This window comes from Paenibacillus sp. OK076 (assembly GCF_900110055.1).
In the GTDB taxonomy this organism is placed as follows: Bacteria; Bacillota; Bacilli; order Paenibacillales; family Paenibacillaceae; genus Paenibacillus.
Genome location: NZ_FOCH01000001.1, coordinates 2,273,727 through 2,294,752 on the forward strand (window position 1 = coordinate 2,273,727; position 21,026 = coordinate 2,294,752).

Sequence of the window (21,026 nt, forward strand, 5' to 3'; positions counted from 1 at the left end):
TGTGTTAGCTATAAGTTACATAACGATAGGCAACACTCCAGAAATAAAGCGGTTTGATTTTGATCTTATGTCAGATCGATCATCGCACATTAACGGGGAATTGTATGAAAAACGAAGAAGAATGATGAAGTGAAAAGTAATTTGATACAAAATAAATGTTTTGTTACAATATTATCGACTGAATTGAACTTTACGTTTATATTTCCTGTTCCATAATACATAAGAGGTGGTGAACGAATGCTTGAGTTGAGTTTTGATAATCCAGATGAGCTGGTCACGGTCACGCATGCGTTATCGACTCGATCCAGAGTGGATATTCTCCGACTACTGATCTCCCAAAACCTGAATATCGTTGAAATCGCGGAAGCTCTCAAACTTCCTGTATCCACGGTAGCCAGCAACATCAAGGTTTTGGAAGCTGCAAGGCTGATTAATACGGAACTGCTGCCTGCCTCTCGCGGGGCGATGAAAGTATGCAGCCGCAATTACGATGATATTCATATTGCTCTTAATCTGGAGAAAGCAATTCCCAAAGGCGACATCCAGGTGTACGAAGTGGATATGCCTATCGGTCATTATAGTGATTGTGAAGTGTCACCCACTTGCGGTATGGCGAATGGCGAGGGCATGATCATTCGAGAGGATGAACCTGCAAGCTTTTATCATCCGAAGCATGTCGGAGCGCAGATTATGTGGTTTCGAAAGGGATATGTCGAATATTTGATGCCGCTGGAGATTCCGGCAGAAGCGGTAATCGAATCGCTGGAACTGTCTATGGAAATATGTTCTGAAGCGCCAAACTATGATCATAATTGGCCTTCCGATATCTCTGTATGGATTAACGGTGTGGAAATTGGCATGTGGACATGTCCTGGTGACTTTGGAGATCGGCGTGGAAAGCTCAACCCGGCGTGGTGGTTTGAATGGTCAACACAGTATGGTTTATTAAAGACATGGCGAGTGGACAAAAACAAGACGACGCTGGATATGGAGAAAATTTCAGCAGTTGATCTGGCTCAGCTTAACCTTCAAAACAGCCATAAGTTAAGGGTGCGAATCGGTATCAAGCCGGATGCGGTTCATCAAGGAGGCATAAATCTCTTTGGACGACAATTTGGAGATTATGACCAAAATATCAAGATGACTGTACATTATGCCATTCATTAGAATGAGATGAGGAAGAAAGACCTTGGTTGCAGATATTATGTAACTAAGGTCTTTTTTTATTTAATAATTACATTAATTATGTTTGAAAGCGTTGACAAAAGATAAACACCCTTATATAATCCCCTATAGATACAGTAATAATGTAATAAAACAATTATATCGTTTGTATCTACAAATTAGAGTAAAGGGGATACTCGCATGAAAAAAAAGATCGGCAGGTTAGCACTGACATTATTGCTCTCATTCTCAACCGTTTTAAGTGCATGTAGCGGAGGCAGTAATGAGGCAGGTGATAGTGGCTCTGGTGATGGAAAAGTGACATTGTCCTTCTGGACATTGTTCGATGGTGGTGATGGCGCAAACATGCAGACATTAGTCGATGAATTCAACAAAGCCCATCCGGACATCGAAGTGAAGAATACCAAATTGGCCTGGGGTGAGTATTATACGAAGCTCATTACTGCTGTTGGTAATGGTAATGGACCGGACATCGGGATTTCCCATTCCTCCAGACTGCCCGATCTGATCAATCAAGGGGTTGTCACAGAGCTTGATACTCCGGCTACGGATGCAGGTGTAGACTGGAGCACCTATAACCAGAATCTCTTGGATGCGGTTACTGTAGAAGGTCAACATTATGCAGTCCCCATTGACACCCATCCCTTTATCATGTTCTACAACAAAAAATTGCTAAAAGATGCAGGCTTGCTTGGTGAAGACGGAAAACCGATCCTGGAGCAATCGGCTGACGGGTTTGTGAGTTTCCTTCAAACTTTAAAAGAGAAGCTGCCTGCCAAAACGACCCCGTTTGCATTATCCAATAATAATGATGACCCTTACCGCTTGTGGTGGTCGCTGTACTCCCAGTTGGGTGGTAACGACGTGGTGTCGGACGATCTGAAGTCCGCAGCCATTGATAAAGAGAAAGGCATCAAAGCCGCTGACTACATCCAGAAGCTTTATACCGAAGGTTATATCAAGAAAAATGATCCGGACTTCTATAAAAATTTTCAAAGTGGAACAGCCGCTATTATCATGACAGGGGTTTGGACGACAGGAACATGGGAATCCACCAAAGGACTTGAGTTTGGAGCTATGCCAATTCCGAAATTCTACGATCAGGAAGCAACATGGGGAGATTCCCACACCATTGTTTTGCCACTGACGAAGGATGAGGACCCGGCTAAGCGAAAAGCCGCGATGACTTTTGCTGACTGGGTTGCTGACAATGGTCAGGTCTGGGCGAAAGCCGGACATATTCCATCCAAGCCATCCGTGCTGGAAAAACAGGAATTCAAGGATCTGCCATACCGCAGTGATTATTCCGAAGTAGCAAGTGTAGTTAAATTCAGCAAACATTCCACCAAAAATGCACAAATCCGCGATGAAGCTGCCTTTAAATTTTTGAATGAAGTATGGGCGAACAAGATGACCCCGGCAGATGCCATGAACAACATGGAGACAGCCATTCAGAAAATAGTGAGTGAATAGAAGGAAGACGGGTCACGCAAGCCTGCGCATTCACCATCTCTAGATAAGAAATCGCTGGCTTGCGTGCCAATCAAAGGGGAGACGCATATGAAGATCAAAAAAATGAGGGCGGATATGCAGGCACTGGTATTTCTGCTTCCATTCTTAATTATTTATGGTTTATTTACGATCTGGCCCATGATTAAAGGTGTGGAGATGACCTTCTACAAATGGACGCTGATCAAGAAAATGGATTTTATTGGCCTGGATAACTTCCGAAAAGTGTTTCAGGACAGAGAGGTTTGGGAAGCGATCTGGCATTCAACCTTCTTTGTTTTCTTGAGTACACCGACCATGATTATGCTCGCGATTTTGCTGGCCTTGATCGCCAACCGAAAATCGTCATTGCAAAAGTTCTACCGGATCATCTTCTTTATACCAAGCGTACTCTCCGTCGCCGTCGCAGCTTATCTGGGTTTATTCGTATTTCAGCCTTATACCGGGTTTGTCAATTCCGTCCTGCACCTTGTCAGATTATTGCCTCAAAATGCCGAAATTTTCTGGCTGACGGAGACCGGACTCGCCTGGGTCGTTATTACCGTAATTACCTTGTGGTGGACAGTTGGATTTAACTTTATTTTGTATCTTTCCGCCATGCAGGAAATACCGGATGAAATTTATGAAGCAGCAAGGTTGGATGGTGCAAGTGATACACAAATATTTTGGAGGATTACGCTTCCTTATCTGACGCCACTGACCAAAACCATTACCATGTTGCAAATTATCGCTTCATACAAGGTCTTTATGCAAATTTATGTTATTACTGGCGGGGGACCGCTGGATCAGACACGCCCAATTATTCAGCTGATCTATCAAACCGGATTCAAGAACAATAACCTGGGTTATGCCGCAACGATGTCCTATATTTTATTCGTTATCCTGCTGGTGCTGTCGGCGCTGCAATACTGGATGACTAACCGGAAAGGGGCGGAATACTAATGAAATGGCTATATCGCACAGGTTCTGCGTTAATGGCGGTTATGTTTGCGGCCCCACTAGTGTGGATGCTGATGGTCTCCATTAAAGAAGAAGGCATGAAGATTATTACGGTCCTGGACTGGTTTAAACCGCCTTACTCACTTGCTGTCTATAACGAAATTCTGACAACGACAAAGCTGTCACAGTGGGTGGTTAACAGTTTGTTTGTCGCAGTGGTTGTGACCGTATTAACTGTTATTTTCGCGGCGATGGCTGGATTTGCCCTGTCCAAAGTACCGTTTCGTTTCCGTACATTTGTTTTCTTTTTCATTCTTGGTGGATTACTTATCCCCGGAGAAGCAACCATTATTCCACTCTATCAGGTAGCCAAGGATCTTCATTTGCTGAATTCATACAGTGGATTGATCATTCCTGCTTTGGCTTCGCCTGTAGCTGTCATCGTGCTCAAAAGCTTCTTCGATGGCGTTCCGAATGATCTGCTGGAGAGTGTGCAAATTGACGGTGGAGGCTTTTGGCGAATCTTTACCAGCATCATGCTGCCTTTGACACGTCCGGCCATGGCATCCATGGCGATTCTGACATTTATCGGCTCGTGGAACAATTTCTTATGGCCATTCCTTTCCATAACTGATGATAATCTGTTTACGCTGCCAATGGGTATCCCAACGCTAATGGGTCAGTATTCAGAAGATTACGTTAAACCAATGGTTATCAATGCAGTGGCTTCTGTTCCTATCATTATATTGTTTATCATTTTTGAGAAACAGATTGTTAAAGGTATCAGCATGTCCGGTATTAAGGGTTAACACTTTTTCAGGCCTATGAGCCAAATACAGAGGAGATCGGAGAGAACAAGATGACAACTAAATTTTACAACAAGGACTATCCAAGACCACAATTCGTACGCAATGAGTGGGTGGATTTGAATGGAGAATGGGATTTTAGTTTTGATGACAATCAGGCGGGTGAAAGCGAGCAGTGGTACAACCAGAATCAGTTCCCGGCAGGGACGAAAATCAAGGTTCCCTTCACGTATGAGACCCAAGCGAGCGGTATCGGGATTGAGACATTTCATCCTCTGGTCTGGTACCGCAGAAGTGTTCAGATTCCCCAGGAAGCAAAAGGAAAGCGGAGCATTCTGCATTTTCAGGGAGTGGATTATCGCGCAAAATGTTGGGTGAACGGAACGGTTGTTGGTGAACATGAAGGGGGGTACGCTGCGTTTTCATTCGACATTACCCCTTATATCAGTTACGGCTCGGAGAATAACATTGTGCTTGAAGTAGAAGACAGTCAGAGTGCGATGCAGCCTCGGGGGAAACAACGCTGGGTGGATGACAATTTTGAATGTTTTTATGTGCAAAGTACGGGAATATGGAAAAGTGTTTGGCTGGAGCATGTGAGTGAAGCAAGGGTTGAAGCAGTCAAGATGACACCGGATATCGATCGTCATATGATTCGTTTGGACTTTCAATTGAATGGGATCGAAGGCAAGAACAATTTGCGTTTGGAGACACGGATTGAGCTGAAGGGTCAGCATGTGCAAACCATCAGCCTGTCTCCAGACAGACCTTGGATGACCGTGGAAGCCAGTGTGAAACATGAAGCAGGCGGGCCGTGGAAACAGTCGTTATGGTCACCGGGCTCACCGAACCTGTACGATATCGAGTTCGTGATGTACGAAGATGAGAAAGAAATCGATCGGGTTCATTCCTATTTTGGTATGCGAAAAATATCGATTGAAAATGGGCAAATTCTGCTGAACAATGCTCCGTTGTATCAAAGAATGATTCTGGATCAGGGATATTGGACGGAGAGCCATCTGACCCCACCTTCAGTGGAAGCACTGATTGAGGATATCGATAAAATTGCCGAGATGGGATATAACGGAATTCGTAAACATATGAAACTGGAAGATCCACGCTTTTTGTATTGGTGTGATGTAAAAGGCATGTTGGTCTGGTCAGAGATGGCAGCTACCTTCGAGTTTAATGATGAGGCCGTGAGTAGATTCACCAAAGAATGGCTTGAAATTGTACCCCAGCAATACAACCATCCAAGCATCATTACCTGGGTGCCATTTAATGAATCGTGGGGAATACCGACGATTGGTCACGAGGTAAGGCAGCAGCAATTCACGCAATCCATATACCATCTGACCAAAGCCATTGATCCGTATCGTCCGGTCATTACCAACGACGGTTGGGAGCATACGGTATCGGATATTTTGACAATCCATGATTATGTGGAGACGGGAGAAGCTTTTCTGGAACGGTATCAGGATAAGGACTTGATCGTGAATAATAAGATTGCTTCCAATGGATGGAAGTTTGCATTTGCTGAAGGTTACCACTATAAAGGACAACCCATTATCATCAGTGAATTCGGTGGTATTGCTTTTCAGTCGGATAAAGGCTGGGGTTATGGCAATCAGGTGGACTCGGTTGAAGCCTTTATTGAACGTTTCCGTTCCATCACCGAAGCGATTAAAGCCATTCCTTATATCTCGGGCTATTGTTATACACAAGTCACCGATGTGCAGCAGGAGATTAATGGTCTGTTAACGGAAGACCGTAAACCGAAAGTGCCACTGGAAGTGATCCGCAAGATTAATCTGGGGTGACAGGGAGCTGAACATCATGCACAGCGATTGCATGCCGTAGTACAGCCGCTATTGGATTCTCCCGTAGTAGAAGGATTTTGTTACACCAGCTGACGGATGTGGAGCAGGAGATCAATAGTCTGCTGACGTATGACAGATAGCCCAAGATGCCGATGGAACAGATTTGGGCCATTGAAGGACATTATCCATTGTCCGCTGGCAAATAAGGAGGGGAAACGTATGTTGAACACAAAGGAGATAAGTAGCTCCTGGGAAGGTGATTTTCAAGGGGAAAAGGCCATTTACCTTCGCTTTGGTTCCAGTGAGGCCGTTATGCTGCCGGAGATCGGTGGTAATCTGGTCGCCTATCGTGATCTTGAGCGAGGGCTTCGCTTCCTTCATGAACCGTCACCGGAAGAGATGGAATCATTCAAGGCAAGACCCATGATTCATGGAATCCCCGTTCTGTTTCCACCGAATCGTTATGAGGACGGGCGGTTTGCCTGGAACGGGCAGACACTTCAGTTTCCGGTCAATGAGGAAGCAACAGGCAATCATTTGCATGGATTTTTGTATAATACGCCCTGGGTTGTGGATGAGTATGGACATACCGAGAAAGAAAGCCATGTCTCCGTGTCCATTACGGTTGATGAATCTCATCCGGTATACGTATGCTTTCCTTTTCAATTCAGTATTACATTACGCTACTCGCTGAGCAGCGATGGACTCATGCAGCATGTCCGGATTCGCAATCATGGAAGCTCCCGCATGCCGTGTCTGATCGCTTTTCATACCTCAATTAACGCTCCCTTTAATCCGGGAGGATCGGCCCGTGATTGCAAGCTTAAACTGACCATTGGAGACAGGTGGGAGTTGGATCAACGTATGCTGCCAACGACACGTTTTCAGTCCCTTACTCAGGAGGAAGAGCAGATGTGTGACTCAGGGGTATATCCGTTCTTTGCAGAAATGGATAACCATTACACTGCTGTACCGCAAAATGGAAGAAACCGGATGGAGCTTCAGGATATGAAGAATGGGGTGACACTGATCTACGATGTGGGAACTTCCTATAAACAATGGATGATCTGGAACAATCATGCGAAAGAAGGTTTTTTCTGTCCCGAACCCCAGATCAATCTCGTGAATGCACCTAATCTGGATATGCAGGCCGAGGAAGCTGGATTATTTAGTTTGCAGCCGGGAGAGATCTGGGAGGAAACGAGCAGATTATATTTGCGTCAATCGTAAAAATAGATATGAAGGGGAGCAGCCAGGACAGCTAATGCTGTGATCGCTGCTCCTTTTAAAAACCATTGAATACAGTGAATTTAGCCAGTCGTCCTCACTGGGCGCAAGCCATATAAAGAGGACTTTACCCATGAATTGTCGTGCATCCGATAGAATAAGGCGGAGAGTACACAATTACGACGAGTGAAGGCAAAATCATACCTGTAGAGAGACAGCGGCTCCGATATAATCTGCCGTCCAATAACCAATCAACGTTGCGGCTTTGGTTGCAATCGAGCCAGGAGCCGTAACGGTCAGCGCTACAGTTTGTTGGGATTCAGCGCTTGTCAGCCATCCTTTTTCCGTTACCTCGTGTTGAATGATCGGAATAACGGCATAACCGCCACCAAATGAAACGAGACCCACACGTATAAACATCATGTACAGGTCCCAATACATCTTAATCGCTCCGATTCGTCTTACTTAAACAAAATAGCCGGTGTTATATTTTTATTGTCATTTTGTTACGATCAAACAAAATAGGAGAAGGAGGGAGGTCCCTATGATGCAGGAATATGAGTATGAGCATGCAGAATTCATCGACTATAAGCCAGGTTATTTGGATAAAGAGGAACACATCTGGCCCGTCCGGGCGGGGCGAAGTATAGCGAAATCCAATTATCGGGTTGGTCCCAAACGTATCGAGTGTTATAGTCTTCATTTTGTGTATGAAGGTAGGGTCAGTCTTGAGTTTGATGGCAAGCGGGTAGACTTGCAGAAGAATGATCTGTTCTGTCTGTTTCCCGGGAGAACCTATTACTATCACATGCTTCCCTCGGAATCTCCACTGCAAATGAACTGGCTGGCATTGGATGGTCCTAAAGTCAAACCTTTATTGGAGCTGGCTGGTTTGACTCCTGAAAATCCGTTCGGCAAACAGATGATATCCACTCAGGTCCAGGAAACGTCGGAACGTTTAATTCATGCATTGGCATGTGTGGAACGATGGAAGCCAGCAGTATCGCTGGAGCTGCACGGGTTGGTATATGGATTGTTAGCCAGTCTTGTTCCAGACACCAACTATGGACAGCCTACAGAATTGGCTGGCTGGATTCATGAATGCATGAATTACATGGAATTGCATGCAACAGAGGGCATTTCCGTGCAGCAGGTCGCCGACTTCGCAGGGGTACATCGTTCTTACTTCTCCAACATGTTCACCACTCAGGTTGGTCTGCCCCCGTTAAAATTCATGCAGAGAATACGAATGGATAAGGCCAAACAGCTTCTAAAGGATACGGATGTTACCGTTACGGAGATTGCTTTGTCGCTCGGTTATCCGAATATATATTCATTTACCAGAGCATTCAAAATCTATTATAAAGTACCTCCAATCATGATGCGGAGAACCTCTAGCTGATCCTGAACATGCCGATGTCCGGTATGGGGAACGCTTACTTTTTTTGGATGCTGAAAAATTGCTCCCCGCCTTTCAACCCGATCATATGAAGTACACAGAACGAAGTGTTTTGACCGAGAATTGGCAGTGTGGTTACGTATTACATCCTTCATCCATCGATGTGCTGGAGTTTGGAAAGGCGGATCCATTATCTTGACATCCCGGACTATAGACAAATAGGGTTTCAGTACCTGTACCTATGTTCTGAAACCCTATTCTCTGTTCTATGGTGTCTCGACTCCCAGCAATCCGATACTTGCCTGATGAAAGCAGGCATTTTAAATAATCATTTGCGTTCGCTTATACAAAACAGGTATGGCCGCTGCGATAAGAATCACACCCATAATAGCGGGAGCTGCATGACCAAGGGATACATAGATTTGACCTCCAATGATAGGACCAATCATTCTAGCTAATGCCTGAAGAGATTGACTCCCGCCTTGAATCCTTCCTTGTTCACTAGAGTCGACAGACTTGGAAAGCATGCCATTGAAGGAAGGCCCGAAGATCGAATCACCAAAACCAAAGATAAACATGCCCACGATAAACAGTGGATAGAATGAGAACAAAGTAGATAACGCAATGAGGCTGTAGCCTATAATCTCTGAAACCATTCCAAGAATGGCGATCTGTTTATCACTAAGTCTTTTCAGAAGCTGGGGCATGATGAGACCTTGTGAGAGGATGTCCTGGACACCCATAATGGAGAACATAAGTCCAATGATTGCAGGCTTCCAATTGAAAGTATCCATTGAGAATTGTGAGAAAACGGCTTGTAAAGATCCGTTGGGGATCCAAAGTAAGAACGCTGAGATCAGTAATCTGTTCAAGTTTTTCATGGAAAGCAGATTTGCAAGCTGTATGAATGGATTAAGTCTTGCCATTGTAATTTCTTTCAGTCTATTTTTCTTGGCAAGACTCTCCGGCATAAAAAAGAATCCATATATCACATTCACCAAAGTTATGATTGCTCCAAAATACATGGGTGCAGAATAATCAATTTTGGCGAGTAATCCGCCTACAGTCGGGCCAATGACGGTGCCCACACCTACAACTGCACTTACCCATCCAAAGTATTTGGTTCTCTGTTCCGGTGGGATGATGTCTGCAAAATATGCAAAGATTGTGCCTATGCTTCCGCCGGTTATCCCTTCGATGATACGCCCCACAAAGAGTACCCAGAGAGCTCCACCTATGCCAAAAACCAAGTATCCGATTGCGGAACCCAAAAGACATATCAGGAGCAATGGACGACGGCCATATTTGTCGCTCAGAGCTCCAAGTACAGGGGCCGCAAAAAATACGCAAAAGGCATAAACAGAGGTCAGCAGTGTAACAACGATAGCTTGTTGTCCTGGACTGCTTATATAAGGCTGTACTAAGAATGGGACAACAGGCGCGATAATACTGAAGCCTATCCCGCAAAGGAACACAGAGATCAGACCGAATAATAAAGCGTGTTTGTTTATGGTTTGTTCTTTGTTCTGTGTATGTTGTGATCTTAATCGAAATTTAAACATTCAATTCTCCTCTCAGAAGGCGTGATTTTATTTCCTTGGAAACATTAATATCGTACAGCTGCTTTGTTTCCTTGTCAACAAAATAATAACAATAAAAAAACAGCCTGTTCTCAAAAATAGAGTCCGGCTGCCTTAAGTTTAACTTCATTATTCAGATTTACTCCGACTTCAGATCTGTACCCAGCTTCTTTATTTCTGCATCCAGATGCCGATTATACTTGTCCACGAAGTTAAGCATACTGTCAAATTGTTCGTCGGTTACCTGTTCAAATACGGCTTTATCTCGCTCGTGAAACTCGTTGTGCAGGTCCTCATGGATTTGATAAATGACTTTCCCTTGCTCCGTAAGCCTAAAATAAATTTCTTTCTTGTTATCCGACTTCTGATAGCTTTCGATCAGGCCTTTTTCGATGAGCTTCTTCGTTAATTTACTTATCGCACCTCGAGTCATATAGAAGGACTCCGCAAGCTTTGTTACATTGGAATCTGCATTTTTTTCAATGTATTCGATGCAATGTACTTCAGAAGGCTTATAACCCTTAAGACTTTCTTCCATCTTATCTTTATTAAGCCAAACCAGCTTGTTATATAAGTCCCTGAAACCCAATAGGACCTGTTCCTCTTTGTTCATGGCCTATCCTCCCACCATTGGTGCATTACAACATTATATTAAATTTTGGTTTCCAGTTCAAAAATAACAACATAATTTACCTCAGGATGGATTAAATAAACCCAGCATTAACTTTCAATTGGGGCATATAAAGTGAAGGTGCTTTTCTGAATAAACTTTTTTTCTTCACGACATACTACTTCAGAAGAGGTGGTAAAATTTGCAGCGAATCCATGAACAAGATCTTCACGATATAGAAAAGCAACTTCATGACCATTTCAAAAAGAGTTCGGATTTCCTAAGCAAAAACGTGGTTATCGCGGATCAGGAATTCAGAGCATATTACATGGAGACGCTTGTCGATCTTCCATCAACATTGTCAACGCTTAATCAGGCAGCTAGTGGTAGTGAGAATGGATCATTTCAAAATATGTTCAGGCCATTTGAAGAAGAGGCCTCCATGTCAATGGATGAGATATGCGGTCATCTCTTGCACGGAAAGCTTGTTCTGTTCAGCACAGAAGGGATGGCAGCTGTCATGGAACCGGAGCATACTGACATTTCGCGTTCTGTCAGCGCACCGGAGAGTGAGAATCCCCTTCAATCTGCATACGATGCTTTTACAGAAGATATTAATAAAAACATCGGTTTGCTGCGGAAAAAGATGATTTCCGAGGATTTGATTATTGAACGACGAGAAACGGGGACCCGGTCTACCAAGAAAATTGCCATGGTGTATTTGGAGGGAGTTGCCCAAGCCAAGGTCATCGCGTCTATTCGAGATAAGCTGGAACAAAACAAGGACAAGGAATTGACTACGGTAAGGGATCTGATGCGTATGCTGGGGCATCCCAAATTCTCCTTAACTCCAACGTATATCTCTTCGGAGCTACCTGGGGAGATGGTACAGAATCTGATGAACGGAAAAGTGATTATTTTAATTGATCAGTTTTCGTTTGCCTTTGCTTTTCCAGCCATCATCACGGATCTATGGTCAACAACGCTGGACGTTAACTACCCGTATTTGTTTCAAGTGTTTTTACGAACCGTACGGGCCATTGGCGCACTTTTGGCTGTTACGCTTCCAGGTTTGTATATCGTGCTGAATTCGGTAAATCCGGAATTGCTGCGAATCCAGTTAGCCATTACAGTAGCCAAGAGCAGGGAAGGGGTTCCGTATCCTTCGTTGATCGAAATGCTGCTGGTTATGCTGCTTTTGGAGATGATTATTGAGGCCACCATTCGACTTCCCAAAAACATTGGACCCACCATAACCATGATTGGCGGTATTCTGTTGGGACAAGCCATCGTTCAGGCCAAACTCGTCAGTAATCTATTAATTATTATTCTGGTTGCCTCGGCAATTGCCAACTTTGTATTGGCAGGCTATATGAACACGACCGGAATTCGAATGTACAAATACGTTGTCATGCTTATCAGTTCCTTTTTCGGGATATGGGGCCTTGAGGCTGCGATGATTTGGATTATACTGTATTTTGCCTCGTTGAATACGTTCTCCGTTCCCTACTTAAGTTTAAGCGTGAAAGGAAAGGCTTCGGATGAATAAAGCCCAGATTCTAACCATGTTTGTTCTGCTTCACCTCGCTTCGATCTTTGCCATCTTCCCTGAACGCATCATCTCTGCGACTTCCAAAGGACATTGGGAACCCATAACGATTCTCTTTTTGGCAGAGCTGCTGGTTCTATGGATGTACTTAAAGGCGTTGTCGCAGTTTCCGGGGAAAACAGTGGTGGACATCTGTAATGAATCACTGGGCAAGTGGGCAACGAGACTGATCGTTCTGCCGATGCTGATCTTCCTATATATCGAGCTGATGTTACTTATGTACTTTCAGTCAGTCGAGATTAAAGCCGTATTACTACAGAGAACACCGCCAGCAGCAACAACGGCACTTTTTATCATTCTCTGTTTTTATGCTATTTGGAAGGGACTTAACGTAATGATCCGGGCCAGCATCGGATTATGTATTCTCTTGATGCCATTCATATTCTTTTCCATGATGATCAGCATCCAGAATTTCAGAATCAGCTACATTTTTCCGATTTGGGATAGCGGAATGTCGTTTTTCTCTCATTCAGATTTCTATGTATGTACGGTAATTTTAGCGGGGTTTTTATTCCTTGGCATGATTCCCTCCAAACAACGGCTTAGTTTTGGCAAAGCAGCTGCTGCGGTGGGTATCATATTTGTGTTTGCTTTGGGATCTGTATATGTTCCACTTCTTGTATTCGGACAGGAAACGGTAATCAATCTGCAATATCCCATGCTCATGGCGTCGGATACCATTGATCTGGAGTGGGTTGTATTTGACTGGCTTCCAAGCTTCTACGTGGTGGCCTCCAGTGCTCTCGGCGTTTTGAAGGTTTCTGTTTTACTCTGGATTCTGGTGGCGCTGCTGCATCAGCTATTTATGCCGAAAATCAACCGATTATGGGTTCTTTCCGTGATGTGCTTATCCTTGTACGTGATTAGTCTGTTGATACCGGATGTCAACGCATTGAATTCATACCTGTACCTGAATTCTTTCTTTTGCGTTTATAGCGTTATCGGTTTTCCAATCATTGTATTCCTCGCCGCGCAATGGCAGCGAAAGAAGGTGAGTACATGAACATGCGCACCATAAAGACTCTGATTGTAGCTCTATCTATGATCATGTTACTTTCGGGATGTTGGGATACCAAGGATATTAACAAGCAATATCTGCCTGTTGTCATGGGCGTGGGGAAGGGGAAGACGGAGAAGTACAGGATTGTACTCCAAATCCCTGATGCATCAGGTAAAACCCAAATTCTTGACAAAGAGGCCAAATCCATTAGCAAAGCGATTGATTTGATACGTACGGATTCCGAAAAAAGCATCGAATTGGTACATTTGAGGCTGATGCTAATCGACAGAAAAGTAGCAGAACAGGGGATTGAAAACATTATCGATTTTGCCGTCAGAGCGAACGATATTTCGATTAAGGGCTTGGTGGCGGTGATTGACGGTGATTTTGAGAAGACGATGTACCACCAAATATCGCCAACACCTGAAATTTCTTCCTATGACTTCTTTAGCCAGGATGCCGGGTGGACGCCCAATCAATCCATCGTTCGCATATGGGAAGCTTACCAAAACGAGAATTCATATACGGAAGACATGGCCATTCCAATGCTCAAAAACGGTGTTCGAACCTTGTTCACCTTTAGAGGCACGGCCGTCATGCGGAATGACCGCATGGTAGGAACACTGAATCAGGAAGAGACGCTTTTGTTTAATTTATTTAAAGGGAAGTATTCAGGGGGAACCATTGAAGTGGCTCAGAACACGAGTGTTCTTATTCAGGATGCCAAAATCAAACATAGGACCCAGTGGTCGGAAAAAGGCCCTTCAATCCAGACGGATATTACGCTTGATGTCGTCATTACTGAAAGTCCTGAAGGAAAAGGCAATGCGGTTATTGAGAAAGAAATGAAGGAACAACTGAGCAGACAATTCAATCAAACCGTGAGAAAGATTCATTCCTTAAAATCGGATGTTCTAGGGATTGGCATGATATTCCGTCCCAAGATGTCAGAGAAACAGTTAAAGGAATGGAAAACCGAGTGGTTTCCGAAGCTTGAGCAAGATATCAACGTTCGTGTCAACGTTCTGAACGAGATTTATTTTAAAGAGAATGCCAACGATAATAAGAGTCAGGGGAAAATGTTAAAAAAATAGTTTAGTATTGTTTACTTCGCTATCAGCTATAAGCAGGAAAAACGTTATACCGTATAAAGTCGCCCTGGTGGCGACTTTTTTTATAATATAACAAAGGTTAAGCGTGACGTTCCTCTTATGAAAGATTCTCATACTAAGTCTGCTATCCATTTTGCTGAGAATTCGTTTATTTGGCCCCGTAAAAACAATATGTAGGCTAAGGAGTAATGAAATTAAGCATTCTGAGATTGGATAACTCTTCGTAAAATAATATATCCAGCTCAGCTCTAATGAGTATAAGGCTTGGTTAAGGGGATAATTGTTAATTGGAGAAAATCATTCATACTATACAGCTGTAAAGGAGCGGAATCATGTCCTTCTTTAGAACACTATCCGTACGGGCAAGGGAAGACGAGTTGATGGACGATTTCTCCATGGGGGGAGAAGAATTGAGCGAAGCGCTCAAACATCTGAGGCGGCTGAACAAAATATTTGCTGCTCCCGCGCCAACCCGTGCAGGGGTGGAAAAGTTATGGAAAGCGATAGGCAGTCCAACTACGCTGACTCTTCTTGATGTGGGAGCGGGTTCAGGTGATGTAAACCAGAAACTATTGCACTGGGCGGACCAGAAGGGAGTTAAGCTTGAGATTACTCTGGTCGATCTGACTGAGGAAGCATGTGAGGAAGCGAGAAACCTATTCATGAATGAACCGAGAATCAAGGTTCGACGTGCCGATGTCAGGGAATTGCCGGATGCCTCAGCAGACATCGTGACCGGCTCGCAATTTGTCCATCATTTTGAAGGAAAGCAACTCGTGGAGATGGTCTCGCATATGCTGCGTGCCTCTAAGTATGGCGTTGTCATTAATGATATTCATCGCCATCCTGTATCCTATGCGGCTGTCTGGATAACCACTCGAATGATCTCTCGCAATCGGTATATTCGTCATGATGGACCGCTGTCTGTTGCAAAAGGCTTCACGGGAAGCGATTGGCGGGACTTGAAGCAGCAGTTGAACCATGACACGATGACCTATGAATGGAAGCCTTTGTTCCGCTATTCGGTCGTGATACCCCACCATGGGAAGCTATCATAGCTACATTATATGGATAGGCAGTTATCATAAATGGACAATGAAAGGCGGGTGTTCTTGCGTGTCTGAACCAATGGATGCCATAGTCATCGGAGCTGGAATTGCCGGCAGTACCTGTGCGTTGCAGCTTGCCAGGCAAGGGCACCGCACACTGCTGTTGGATCGGCAGGAGTTTCCACGTCACAAAACATGCGGTGAGTTTATGTCGCCTGAGACAACGGAAATGCTGGATTATTTGGGGATCAACCTTAGTGAACAAGAGATAAAGCCAAGTACCATGGATCATGCCAAGATCATTATGCCTCAGGGCGGGGAGATCGAGGCGCCTCTGCCGGGATTGGCCTACGGCATTAGCCGATATGAGCTGGATCGGAATTTGCACAAGCAGGCCACAGCCGCAGGCGTTGAGATCGTTACGAAGGCAACGATAACCAACATTCGGCAGTTAGAGGATTATAGCTATGAAGTCGAAGCCAAACAAGGAAATGACGAGATTCAGTATAGAGCAAAAACCGTTATTGGAGCCCATGGCTCGAAGAAGCCGCGCGGGATGACCTCGCCAGCCGAGCTGCGGGATAAAACAGCATATGTGGGTGTCAAATCGCACTATCGGGGAATCACGATCCCGCCGCGGGTAGAGTTGTATTTTTGCAAGGGAGGGTATGTCGGCATTTCGCCGATTGAGGAGGGTATCGCTAATGTAGCTGCATTGCTGACCCTTGATGCGGTGCGTGGAAGCGGCAAGTCTGTGAAGGATATTCTGCTGGCTGCATCCCTGACCAACGAAAGATTGGCAGCGAGGCTTGCGGAGGGAAGTCCAGTCCAAGGAACACAGGTCTCGATTGCACCACTCCATCTATCCAATGTTCCTGAACCGTGGTCCCAATATCCTCATATTGGAGATGCCATGCTGATGATCCCTCCCTTGTGTGGTGACGGGATGTCCGTTGCGCTTCGTTCCTCACTGCTGTGTGCTGAATGGACGGACAGGTATCTTCACAGGAAGATCAGCTTTAAGCAGTGGCAGCACGGGTATTCGAAGGAAGCTCATCACGAATTCTCCCGACTGCTCCGGCGTGCACGACGGATTCAGAAGCTGGCTTTTGCCAAAACGAACAAATTTTATCCTGGTTTGGCCCGGATGGTTCCTGGGCTGGCGACTTATCTCGTGAAGGCAACACGATTATCGGAAATCAATCTTGTGCATCGGTCATAGATGCAGCATAGTGACATCCATAAAGTAAAACCTTAGGAGCATGGGGCGGCATATGTCAGCCTCTTTTTGTTGTTTCTCTGCCAATTTTGACGAGACCGTTTAGAAATCTGCCAAATACTCGTATAATAGAATCTAATTGTAGTTATACAGACAAGAGTCTGATTTGAATTCGGGAGGCATTATTTTAAGATGAACTATTCATTTTCCAACCGGATTGCTGCATTACAGCCATCCATCATTCGTGAAATCCTGAAGGCTTCTTCGGGTCAAAATGTAATTCCGTTCTCGGCGGGGAACCCCGCTCCGGAGACATTCCCTATTGAGGCGATTCGCACATTCACCCAATCGATTCTGGAACAGGACCCGGTAACAGCACTGCAATACGGAATTACCGAAGGCTATGCCCCGCTGCGGGATACATTGACTACACACCTGAAGGCAGGCTTTGACACGGGTAAAACATCGGATGAACTGTTCATCGTATCTGGCGCACAGCAAGGGATTGAACTTGCTTGTAAAGTATTCTGTAATGAAGGGGATACGATTATCTGTGAGAGCCCAAGCTTTATCGGTTCACTGAACTCTTTCCGGGCTTCAGGTGCAAACTTGGTCGGCGTTCCGATGGAGACGGACGGTATGGATATCGGGAAGCTGGAGCATGCCCTGCAAACCGAGCAGAATGTAAAGATGATCTATGTCATTCCGAGCTTCCAAAACCCTACAGGTTTTACCACCAGCCTGGAGAAACGCAAGGCAATCTATGATCTTGCCAAGAAGTATGGAGTCATGATTCTGGAAGATAACCCATACGGAGAACTTCGTTTTCGCGGAGAAGATGTAGCGACAATTAAGTCGATGGATGATGAAGGTCTGGTTATTTACGTAGGTTCCTTCTCCAAGATTCTGTCCGCTGGCTTGCGTGTTGGTTATGTTCTGGCTCCTTCCGAGGTTGTTCAGAAGATGGTTGTTGCCAAACAGGGAGAGGATGTACATACAGCCATGCTGCCGCAGATTCTGGCACACAAGTTCATGACTGAGTATAACTATGCAGAGCATATCAGCAGTATCCGTGCGATTTATCGCAGGAAGTCTGCCTTGATGATTGACAAGCTGAAGGAGCATATGGGTGAATCCATTACCTTTACCCAACCGGATGGAGGGCTGTTCCTCTGGTGTGATCTGCCAGCTCATATCCCGATGCTGGATTATGCCAAAACAGCTGCTGCGGAAGGTGTAGCGGTTGTTCCGGGCACTGCTTTTCTCGTCGATGAGAACGAACCCTGCAATGCCATCAGACTTAATTTCTCAACACCTTCCGATGAGCAAATTGTGAAGGGCATCGAAATTCTGGGACAGGTTCTGCACAAATTCTAATTGGAGGCATATTTCATGAATCAACGTTTTCGGATCACTCGATCCATGCAAGATAATAACCCGGAGCAATCCATCTCCTTGGAAGAATGCAAACAGTATTTTGCATCCAAACCGGACTTTACGTACTCACCTGTTCTTACCATCCAGGGACCGGAGAGTGTCATGTCCATCGATGGGGATTTCTTCATGTGGACGTATGAGAACCAGCAGATTCCATTTCGTCTGTATATGGGAGATCTGTATGTTGCCATAGTCAATGAAGCTGTTGTTCCACAAATGATCGAGGTTGCAACGGATTTACGAGCTGATGTGGTTGAAGGGTAAGCAGGGAATTGGAATCCAATGCGTCTGTTCAATTGTAATCATATACGTATGGAGAAAGTCGCCAATCTGGCGGCTTTTTTACTCTGTACCTACTCTTCAGTTTGCTTATTGAAATATTCAATCGATGGGGAATTGACGCTCAGGACCTGTTCGTGATAATTTATATAAATCACAAAATCCAATAAATCCAATGAGGGAAAGGGGTTTTACGCAATGTCGTCAATCGTGCTTGCTGCCGCCGAAGATATACGAAGCCAGGATTCAGAACTATTAATCAAGGAGCTAAGCGAAGAATTGGGATTGTTATATGGCGGCGATGGGACGGCGGGATTTCAGCCATCCGATGTGGAGACACCGCGAGCAGCCTTTATTGTCGCGCGTTTGGATGGATATCCGGTAGGCTGCGGAGCCATCAGACCCCTTGATGCTACATCCGTGGAGGTCAAGCGCATGTATACACGTTCGGATTTCCGTCGCAAGGGTGTGGCACAGGCCATTCTTGCCGAAGCAGAGCGTCTTGCGCTGGAGTTTGGCTATACCAATCTGAAGCTGCAGACTGGCCCCAAGCAGCCTGAGGCAGCGGCCCTTTATGAAAGAGTTGGGTACTATCGGATACCGATTTTCCACGGGGACTGGGACCAGGTACTCGCCTATCAGAAAGATCTGGTACTTAGCGCAAGCCACAGAAACGAGCATTCCTCATTGAACGCATAGATATCATCTATAACAAACGAACCGAAACCTCTTGTTCGCATCCAGAGATTTCGGTTCGTTTTTTTTGGTGTGTGAAAAGCTAATGGATTCAAGAATAACGGAATTCCTTTATTCTTTTATAACAGAAGCATTGACAGCGCCTTCCATCTGATTATTGTAGGTTCGGAATAAACCAAGGCGCCAGAAGGCTGCACCTTTGAGATCATACCGCTTGGCAAGACCCAGTTTATCATCAATGGAAGATGAGGTTTCACTATTTAAGCTGATACCGAGCAAAAGCTTTTGTTTCGAAACGCCTGCATCTAACGCAAGCTGGATGGCTTGATCCACAAGGCTGTTCGGCTCGGGAACCTGCGCTTTGGTGCCGACCGGATTATATTGATAAGCCATAATAATGATGTCGTCTGCCAATGAAGCGAGCGTTTTGTAGTCATAACCTTTATATGCACTATTTAATGGAGGTACGGCCAAAGATAGGGCGATGTCTTTAGGCAAGGAATCCTTCAATTGCTTGACGTAATTGTTCAGCAGCTTCTGCTGCTCTACAGCGTCCAGCTTAAAACCTAGTCCTTCAAAATCAAGAACAACCCCTCCAAAACCATTCTCAGCGATGGCAGCAGTTATGCCCTCAATGGACTTCTGGCGCATGCTGCTGTCACTTAGCACCTTGGTAAGTTCTCCGTTTCCATCCAAAGAATAAACCATAAGATACGGTTTAATACTCTGATTCGCTGCATCAGCAACGATGGATTGAGGGGTAACGTCACCGGCAGCAGCAGGAATTTGATACTCATCACCCTGAAGCGTAAATTGACCTTCACGATCGATGCGACTCCAGCCAAAAGCAACGGAGTTCATGGATGACACCAAATCGATTTCCTTATAGGATTGCAGCGCGTAGAAGGCTCTCAAATGCATTTCACGTTGAGGTGAAACAAGAGAAACGGTACGAGTTGATTGGTTCCAGCCTACATTAACACCGAACTGACTACTGAACGAACTGAGTGGAATAAGCACACGACCTTCACGCTGAACCGGTGGCGCTGCGAGCTTAACTTTTTCTCCATTGACGGTTGCTGTAGTGCTTCCCACTTGAAGCAGGACTTCCGTCGCCTGACCTTTTACTTTTCCAATCGCTTTCACGGTTTGCGTTTTGCTGTTCCATGTAATGCTAATTCCCAGGGCTTCGCCAACTGTCCGGAAAGGGACATAGGTTACACCTTTATCAATCAGAGGGGCTGCATCGAATTTCAGAGGAACATCATCCAGCAAGACCGAAATGGCGGGTGCAGCATAGGCATCATTAAGGTTTGCAGTAGTTCCGAGCAAGGATATGGCAAGAATAGCGGCAGCAGCAGTTTTTCCTATTCGTGTATGTAACATGTTTTTTATATTCCTCCAACTCATCAAATATAGTAGATTTGCAGCTCATCTGGACGGTAATCTAGCATAAAATAGTATAGCAAAATTTTCATAGAGTTCCAATTACAAGATATGATAGCCTTTTGAAGAGTAATAATTAAACCAGTGATATTAATTTTAGTCAG

Annotated in this window: 19 protein-coding genes; 15 read left to right on the forward strand and 4 right to left on the reverse strand. The window is 44.9% G+C overall.

The window, feature by feature from the left end:
- The first annotated feature begins 237 nt into the window (after window positions 1-237).
- The 6 genes from BMY78_RS10215 to BMY78_RS10240 all read left to right on the forward strand — a co-directional run bounded on the left by BMY78_RS10215 (window position 238) and on the right by BMY78_RS10240 (window position 7,489).
- The gene (locus BMY78_RS10215) at window positions 238-1,167 is read left to right on the forward strand and encodes an ArsR/SmtB family transcription factor (protein WP_090897611.1); all 930 of its coding nucleotides are present in this window, start codon (window positions 238-240) and stop codon (window positions 1,165-1,167) included.
- A gap of 198 nt (window positions 1,168-1,365) precedes the next feature.
- On the forward strand, window positions 1,366-2,658 hold the full coding sequence (locus tag BMY78_RS10220) for an ABC transporter substrate-binding protein (protein ID WP_090897614.1): 1,293 nt from the start codon (window positions 1,366-1,368) through the stop codon (window positions 2,656-2,658).
- 87 nt (window positions 2,659-2,745) lie between these two features.
- Entirely contained in the window at window positions 2,746-3,636 is an 891-nt protein-coding gene (locus tag BMY78_RS10225; RefSeq protein WP_090897617.1) for a carbohydrate ABC transporter permease, read from the forward strand.
- On the forward strand, window positions 3,636-4,442 hold the full coding sequence (locus BMY78_RS10230; protein ID WP_062318999.1) for a carbohydrate ABC transporter permease: 807 nt from the start codon (window positions 3,636-3,638) through the stop codon (window positions 4,440-4,442). The genes BMY78_RS10225 and BMY78_RS10230 overlap by 1 nt, the downstream gene beginning before the upstream one ends.
- Before the next feature lie 50 nt (window positions 4,443-4,492).
- A complete protein-coding gene (locus BMY78_RS10235) occupies window positions 4,493-6,259 on the forward strand; it encodes a glycoside hydrolase family 2 protein (RefSeq protein WP_090897619.1) in 1,767 nt (588 codons plus the stop codon).
- Between the two features lie 219 nt (window positions 6,260-6,478).
- Window positions 6,479-7,489 carry an aldose 1-epimerase gene (locus tag BMY78_RS10240; protein WP_090897622.1) on the forward strand — a complete coding sequence of 337 codons (1,011 nt, stop codon included), beginning with the start codon at window positions 6,479-6,481 and terminating at the stop codon, window positions 7,487-7,489.
- Window positions 7,490-7,684: 195 nt separating this feature from the next.
- Here the strand turns inward: BMY78_RS10240 and BMY78_RS10245 are convergent, their stop codons facing one another.
- The gene (locus BMY78_RS10245; protein WP_256222040.1) at window positions 7,685-7,927 is read right to left on the reverse strand and encodes a chromate transporter; all 243 of its coding nucleotides are present in this window, start codon (window positions 7,925-7,927) and stop codon (window positions 7,685-7,687) included.
- Window positions 7,928-8,033: 106 nt separating this feature from the next.
- On the opposite strand from BMY78_RS10245, the gene BMY78_RS10250 reads away from it, so the two are divergent.
- Window positions 8,034-8,888 carry an AraC family transcriptional regulator gene (locus BMY78_RS10250; protein ID WP_090902288.1) on the forward strand — a complete coding sequence of 285 codons (855 nt, stop codon included), beginning with the start codon at window positions 8,034-8,036 and terminating at the stop codon, window positions 8,886-8,888.
- A gap of 317 nt (window positions 8,889-9,205) precedes the next feature.
- On the opposite strand, the gene BMY78_RS10255 is transcribed toward BMY78_RS10250, so the two are convergent.
- Both BMY78_RS10255 and BMY78_RS10260 read right to left on the reverse strand, forming a co-directional pair.
- Window positions 9,206-10,447, reverse strand: a complete 1,242-nt coding sequence (locus tag BMY78_RS10255; protein WP_090897625.1) for an MFS transporter — start codon at window positions 10,445-10,447, stop codon at window positions 9,206-9,208.
- A 157-nt stretch (window positions 10,448-10,604) separates the two neighbouring features.
- The gene (locus tag BMY78_RS10260; RefSeq protein ID WP_090897627.1) at window positions 10,605-11,078 is read right to left on the reverse strand and encodes a MarR family transcriptional regulator; all 474 of its coding nucleotides are present in this window, start codon (window positions 11,076-11,078) and stop codon (window positions 10,605-10,607) included.
- A gap of 199 nt (window positions 11,079-11,277) precedes the next feature.
- Between BMY78_RS10260 and BMY78_RS10265 the strand changes: the two genes are divergently transcribed.
- The 8 genes from BMY78_RS10265 to BMY78_RS10300 all read left to right on the forward strand — a co-directional run bounded on the left by BMY78_RS10265 (window position 11,278) and on the right by BMY78_RS10300 (window position 19,479).
- Window positions 11,278-12,624 (forward strand): spore germination protein, encoded by a 1,347-nt coding sequence (locus BMY78_RS10265; protein WP_090897630.1) that lies wholly within the window; start codon window positions 11,278-11,280, stop codon window positions 12,622-12,624.
- A complete protein-coding gene (locus BMY78_RS10270) occupies window positions 12,617-13,687 on the forward strand; it encodes a GerAB/ArcD/ProY family transporter (RefSeq protein WP_090897632.1) in 1,071 nt (356 codons plus the stop codon). Before BMY78_RS10265 ends, BMY78_RS10270 begins: the two co-directional genes overlap by 8 nt.
- Entirely contained in the window at window positions 13,684-14,778 is a 1,095-nt protein-coding gene (locus BMY78_RS10275) for a Ger(x)C family spore germination protein (RefSeq protein ID WP_177185698.1), read from the forward strand. Before BMY78_RS10270 ends, BMY78_RS10275 begins: the two co-directional genes overlap by 4 nt.
- 350 nt (window positions 14,779-15,128) lie before the next feature.
- Window positions 15,129-15,854, forward strand: coding sequence for a methyltransferase domain-containing protein (locus BMY78_RS10280; RefSeq protein WP_090897637.1), 726 nt, complete (start codon window positions 15,129-15,131; stop codon window positions 15,852-15,854).
- Between the two features lie 58 nt (window positions 15,855-15,912).
- Window positions 15,913-17,067 (forward strand): NAD(P)/FAD-dependent oxidoreductase, encoded by a 1,155-nt coding sequence (locus BMY78_RS10285; protein WP_090897640.1) that lies wholly within the window; start codon window positions 15,913-15,915, stop codon window positions 17,065-17,067.
- A 189-nt stretch (window positions 17,068-17,256) separates the two neighbouring features.
- The gene (locus BMY78_RS10290) at window positions 17,257-18,441 is read left to right on the forward strand and encodes an aminotransferase-like domain-containing protein (RefSeq protein ID WP_090897643.1); all 1,185 of its coding nucleotides are present in this window, start codon (window positions 17,257-17,259) and stop codon (window positions 18,439-18,441) included.
- Window positions 18,442-18,456: 15 nt separating this feature from the next.
- Entirely contained in the window at window positions 18,457-18,765 is a 309-nt protein-coding gene (locus BMY78_RS10295) for a hypothetical protein (protein WP_090897646.1), read from the forward strand.
- 213 nt (window positions 18,766-18,978) lie between these two features.
- Window positions 18,979-19,479 (forward strand): GNAT family N-acetyltransferase, encoded by a 501-nt coding sequence (locus BMY78_RS10300; RefSeq protein WP_090897649.1) that lies wholly within the window; start codon window positions 18,979-18,981, stop codon window positions 19,477-19,479.
- Window positions 19,480-19,587: 108 nt separating this feature from the next.
- On the opposite strand, the gene BMY78_RS10305 is transcribed toward BMY78_RS10300, so the two are convergent.
- The gene (locus BMY78_RS10305) at window positions 19,588-20,862 is read right to left on the reverse strand and encodes a stalk domain-containing protein (protein WP_090897651.1); all 1,275 of its coding nucleotides are present in this window, start codon (window positions 20,860-20,862) and stop codon (window positions 19,588-19,590) included.
- Between the last annotated feature and the right edge of the window lie 164 nt (window positions 20,863-21,026).

Coding starts and splice junctions, on each gene's coding strand:
- BMY78_RS10280 (WP_090897637.1), top strand. CDS start 15,129: ATGTCCTTCTTTAGAACACTATCCGTACGGGCAAGGGAAGACGAGTTG.
- BMY78_RS10240 (WP_090897622.1), top strand. CDS start 6,479: ATGTTGAACACAAAGGAGATAAGTAGCTCCTGGGAAGGTGATTTTCAA.
- BMY78_RS10295 (WP_090897646.1), top strand. CDS start 18,457: ATGAATCAACGTTTTCGGATCACTCGATCCATGCAAGATAATAACCCG.
- BMY78_RS10260 (WP_090897627.1), bottom strand. CDS start 11,078: ATGAACAAAGAGGAACAGGTCCTATTGGGTTTCAGGGACTTATATAAC.
- BMY78_RS10300 (WP_090897649.1), top strand. CDS start 18,979: ATGTCGTCAATCGTGCTTGCTGCCGCCGAAGATATACGAAGCCAGGAT.
- BMY78_RS10290 (WP_090897643.1), top strand. CDS start 17,257: ATGAACTATTCATTTTCCAACCGGATTGCTGCATTACAGCCATCCATC.
- BMY78_RS10275 (WP_177185698.1), top strand. CDS start 13,684: ATGAACATGCGCACCATAAAGACTCTGATTGTAGCTCTATCTATGATC.
- BMY78_RS10225 (WP_090897617.1), top strand. CDS start 2,746: ATGAAGATCAAAAAAATGAGGGCGGATATGCAGGCACTGGTATTTCTG.
- BMY78_RS10235 (WP_090897619.1), top strand. CDS start 4,493: ATGACAACTAAATTTTACAACAAGGACTATCCAAGACCACAATTCGTA.
- BMY78_RS10255 (WP_090897625.1), bottom strand. CDS start 10,447: ATGTTTAAATTTCGATTAAGATCACAACATACACAGAACAAAGAACAA.
- BMY78_RS10245 (WP_256222040.1), bottom strand. CDS start 7,927: ATGTATTGGGACCTGTACATGATGTTTATACGTGTGGGTCTCGTTTCA.
- BMY78_RS10270 (WP_090897632.1), top strand. CDS start 12,617: ATGAATAAAGCCCAGATTCTAACCATGTTTGTTCTGCTTCACCTCGCT.
- BMY78_RS10230 (WP_062318999.1), top strand. CDS start 3,636: ATGAAATGGCTATATCGCACAGGTTCTGCGTTAATGGCGGTTATGTTT.
- BMY78_RS10305 (WP_090897651.1), bottom strand. CDS start 20,862: ATGTTACATACACGAATAGGAAAAACTGCTGCTGCCGCTATTCTTGCC.
- BMY78_RS10250 (WP_090902288.1), top strand. CDS start 8,034: ATGCAGGAATATGAGTATGAGCATGCAGAATTCATCGACTATAAGCCA.
- BMY78_RS10220 (WP_090897614.1), top strand. CDS start 1,366: ATGAAAAAAAAGATCGGCAGGTTAGCACTGACATTATTGCTCTCATTC.
- BMY78_RS10215 (WP_090897611.1), top strand. CDS start 238: ATGCTTGAGTTGAGTTTTGATAATCCAGATGAGCTGGTCACGGTCACG.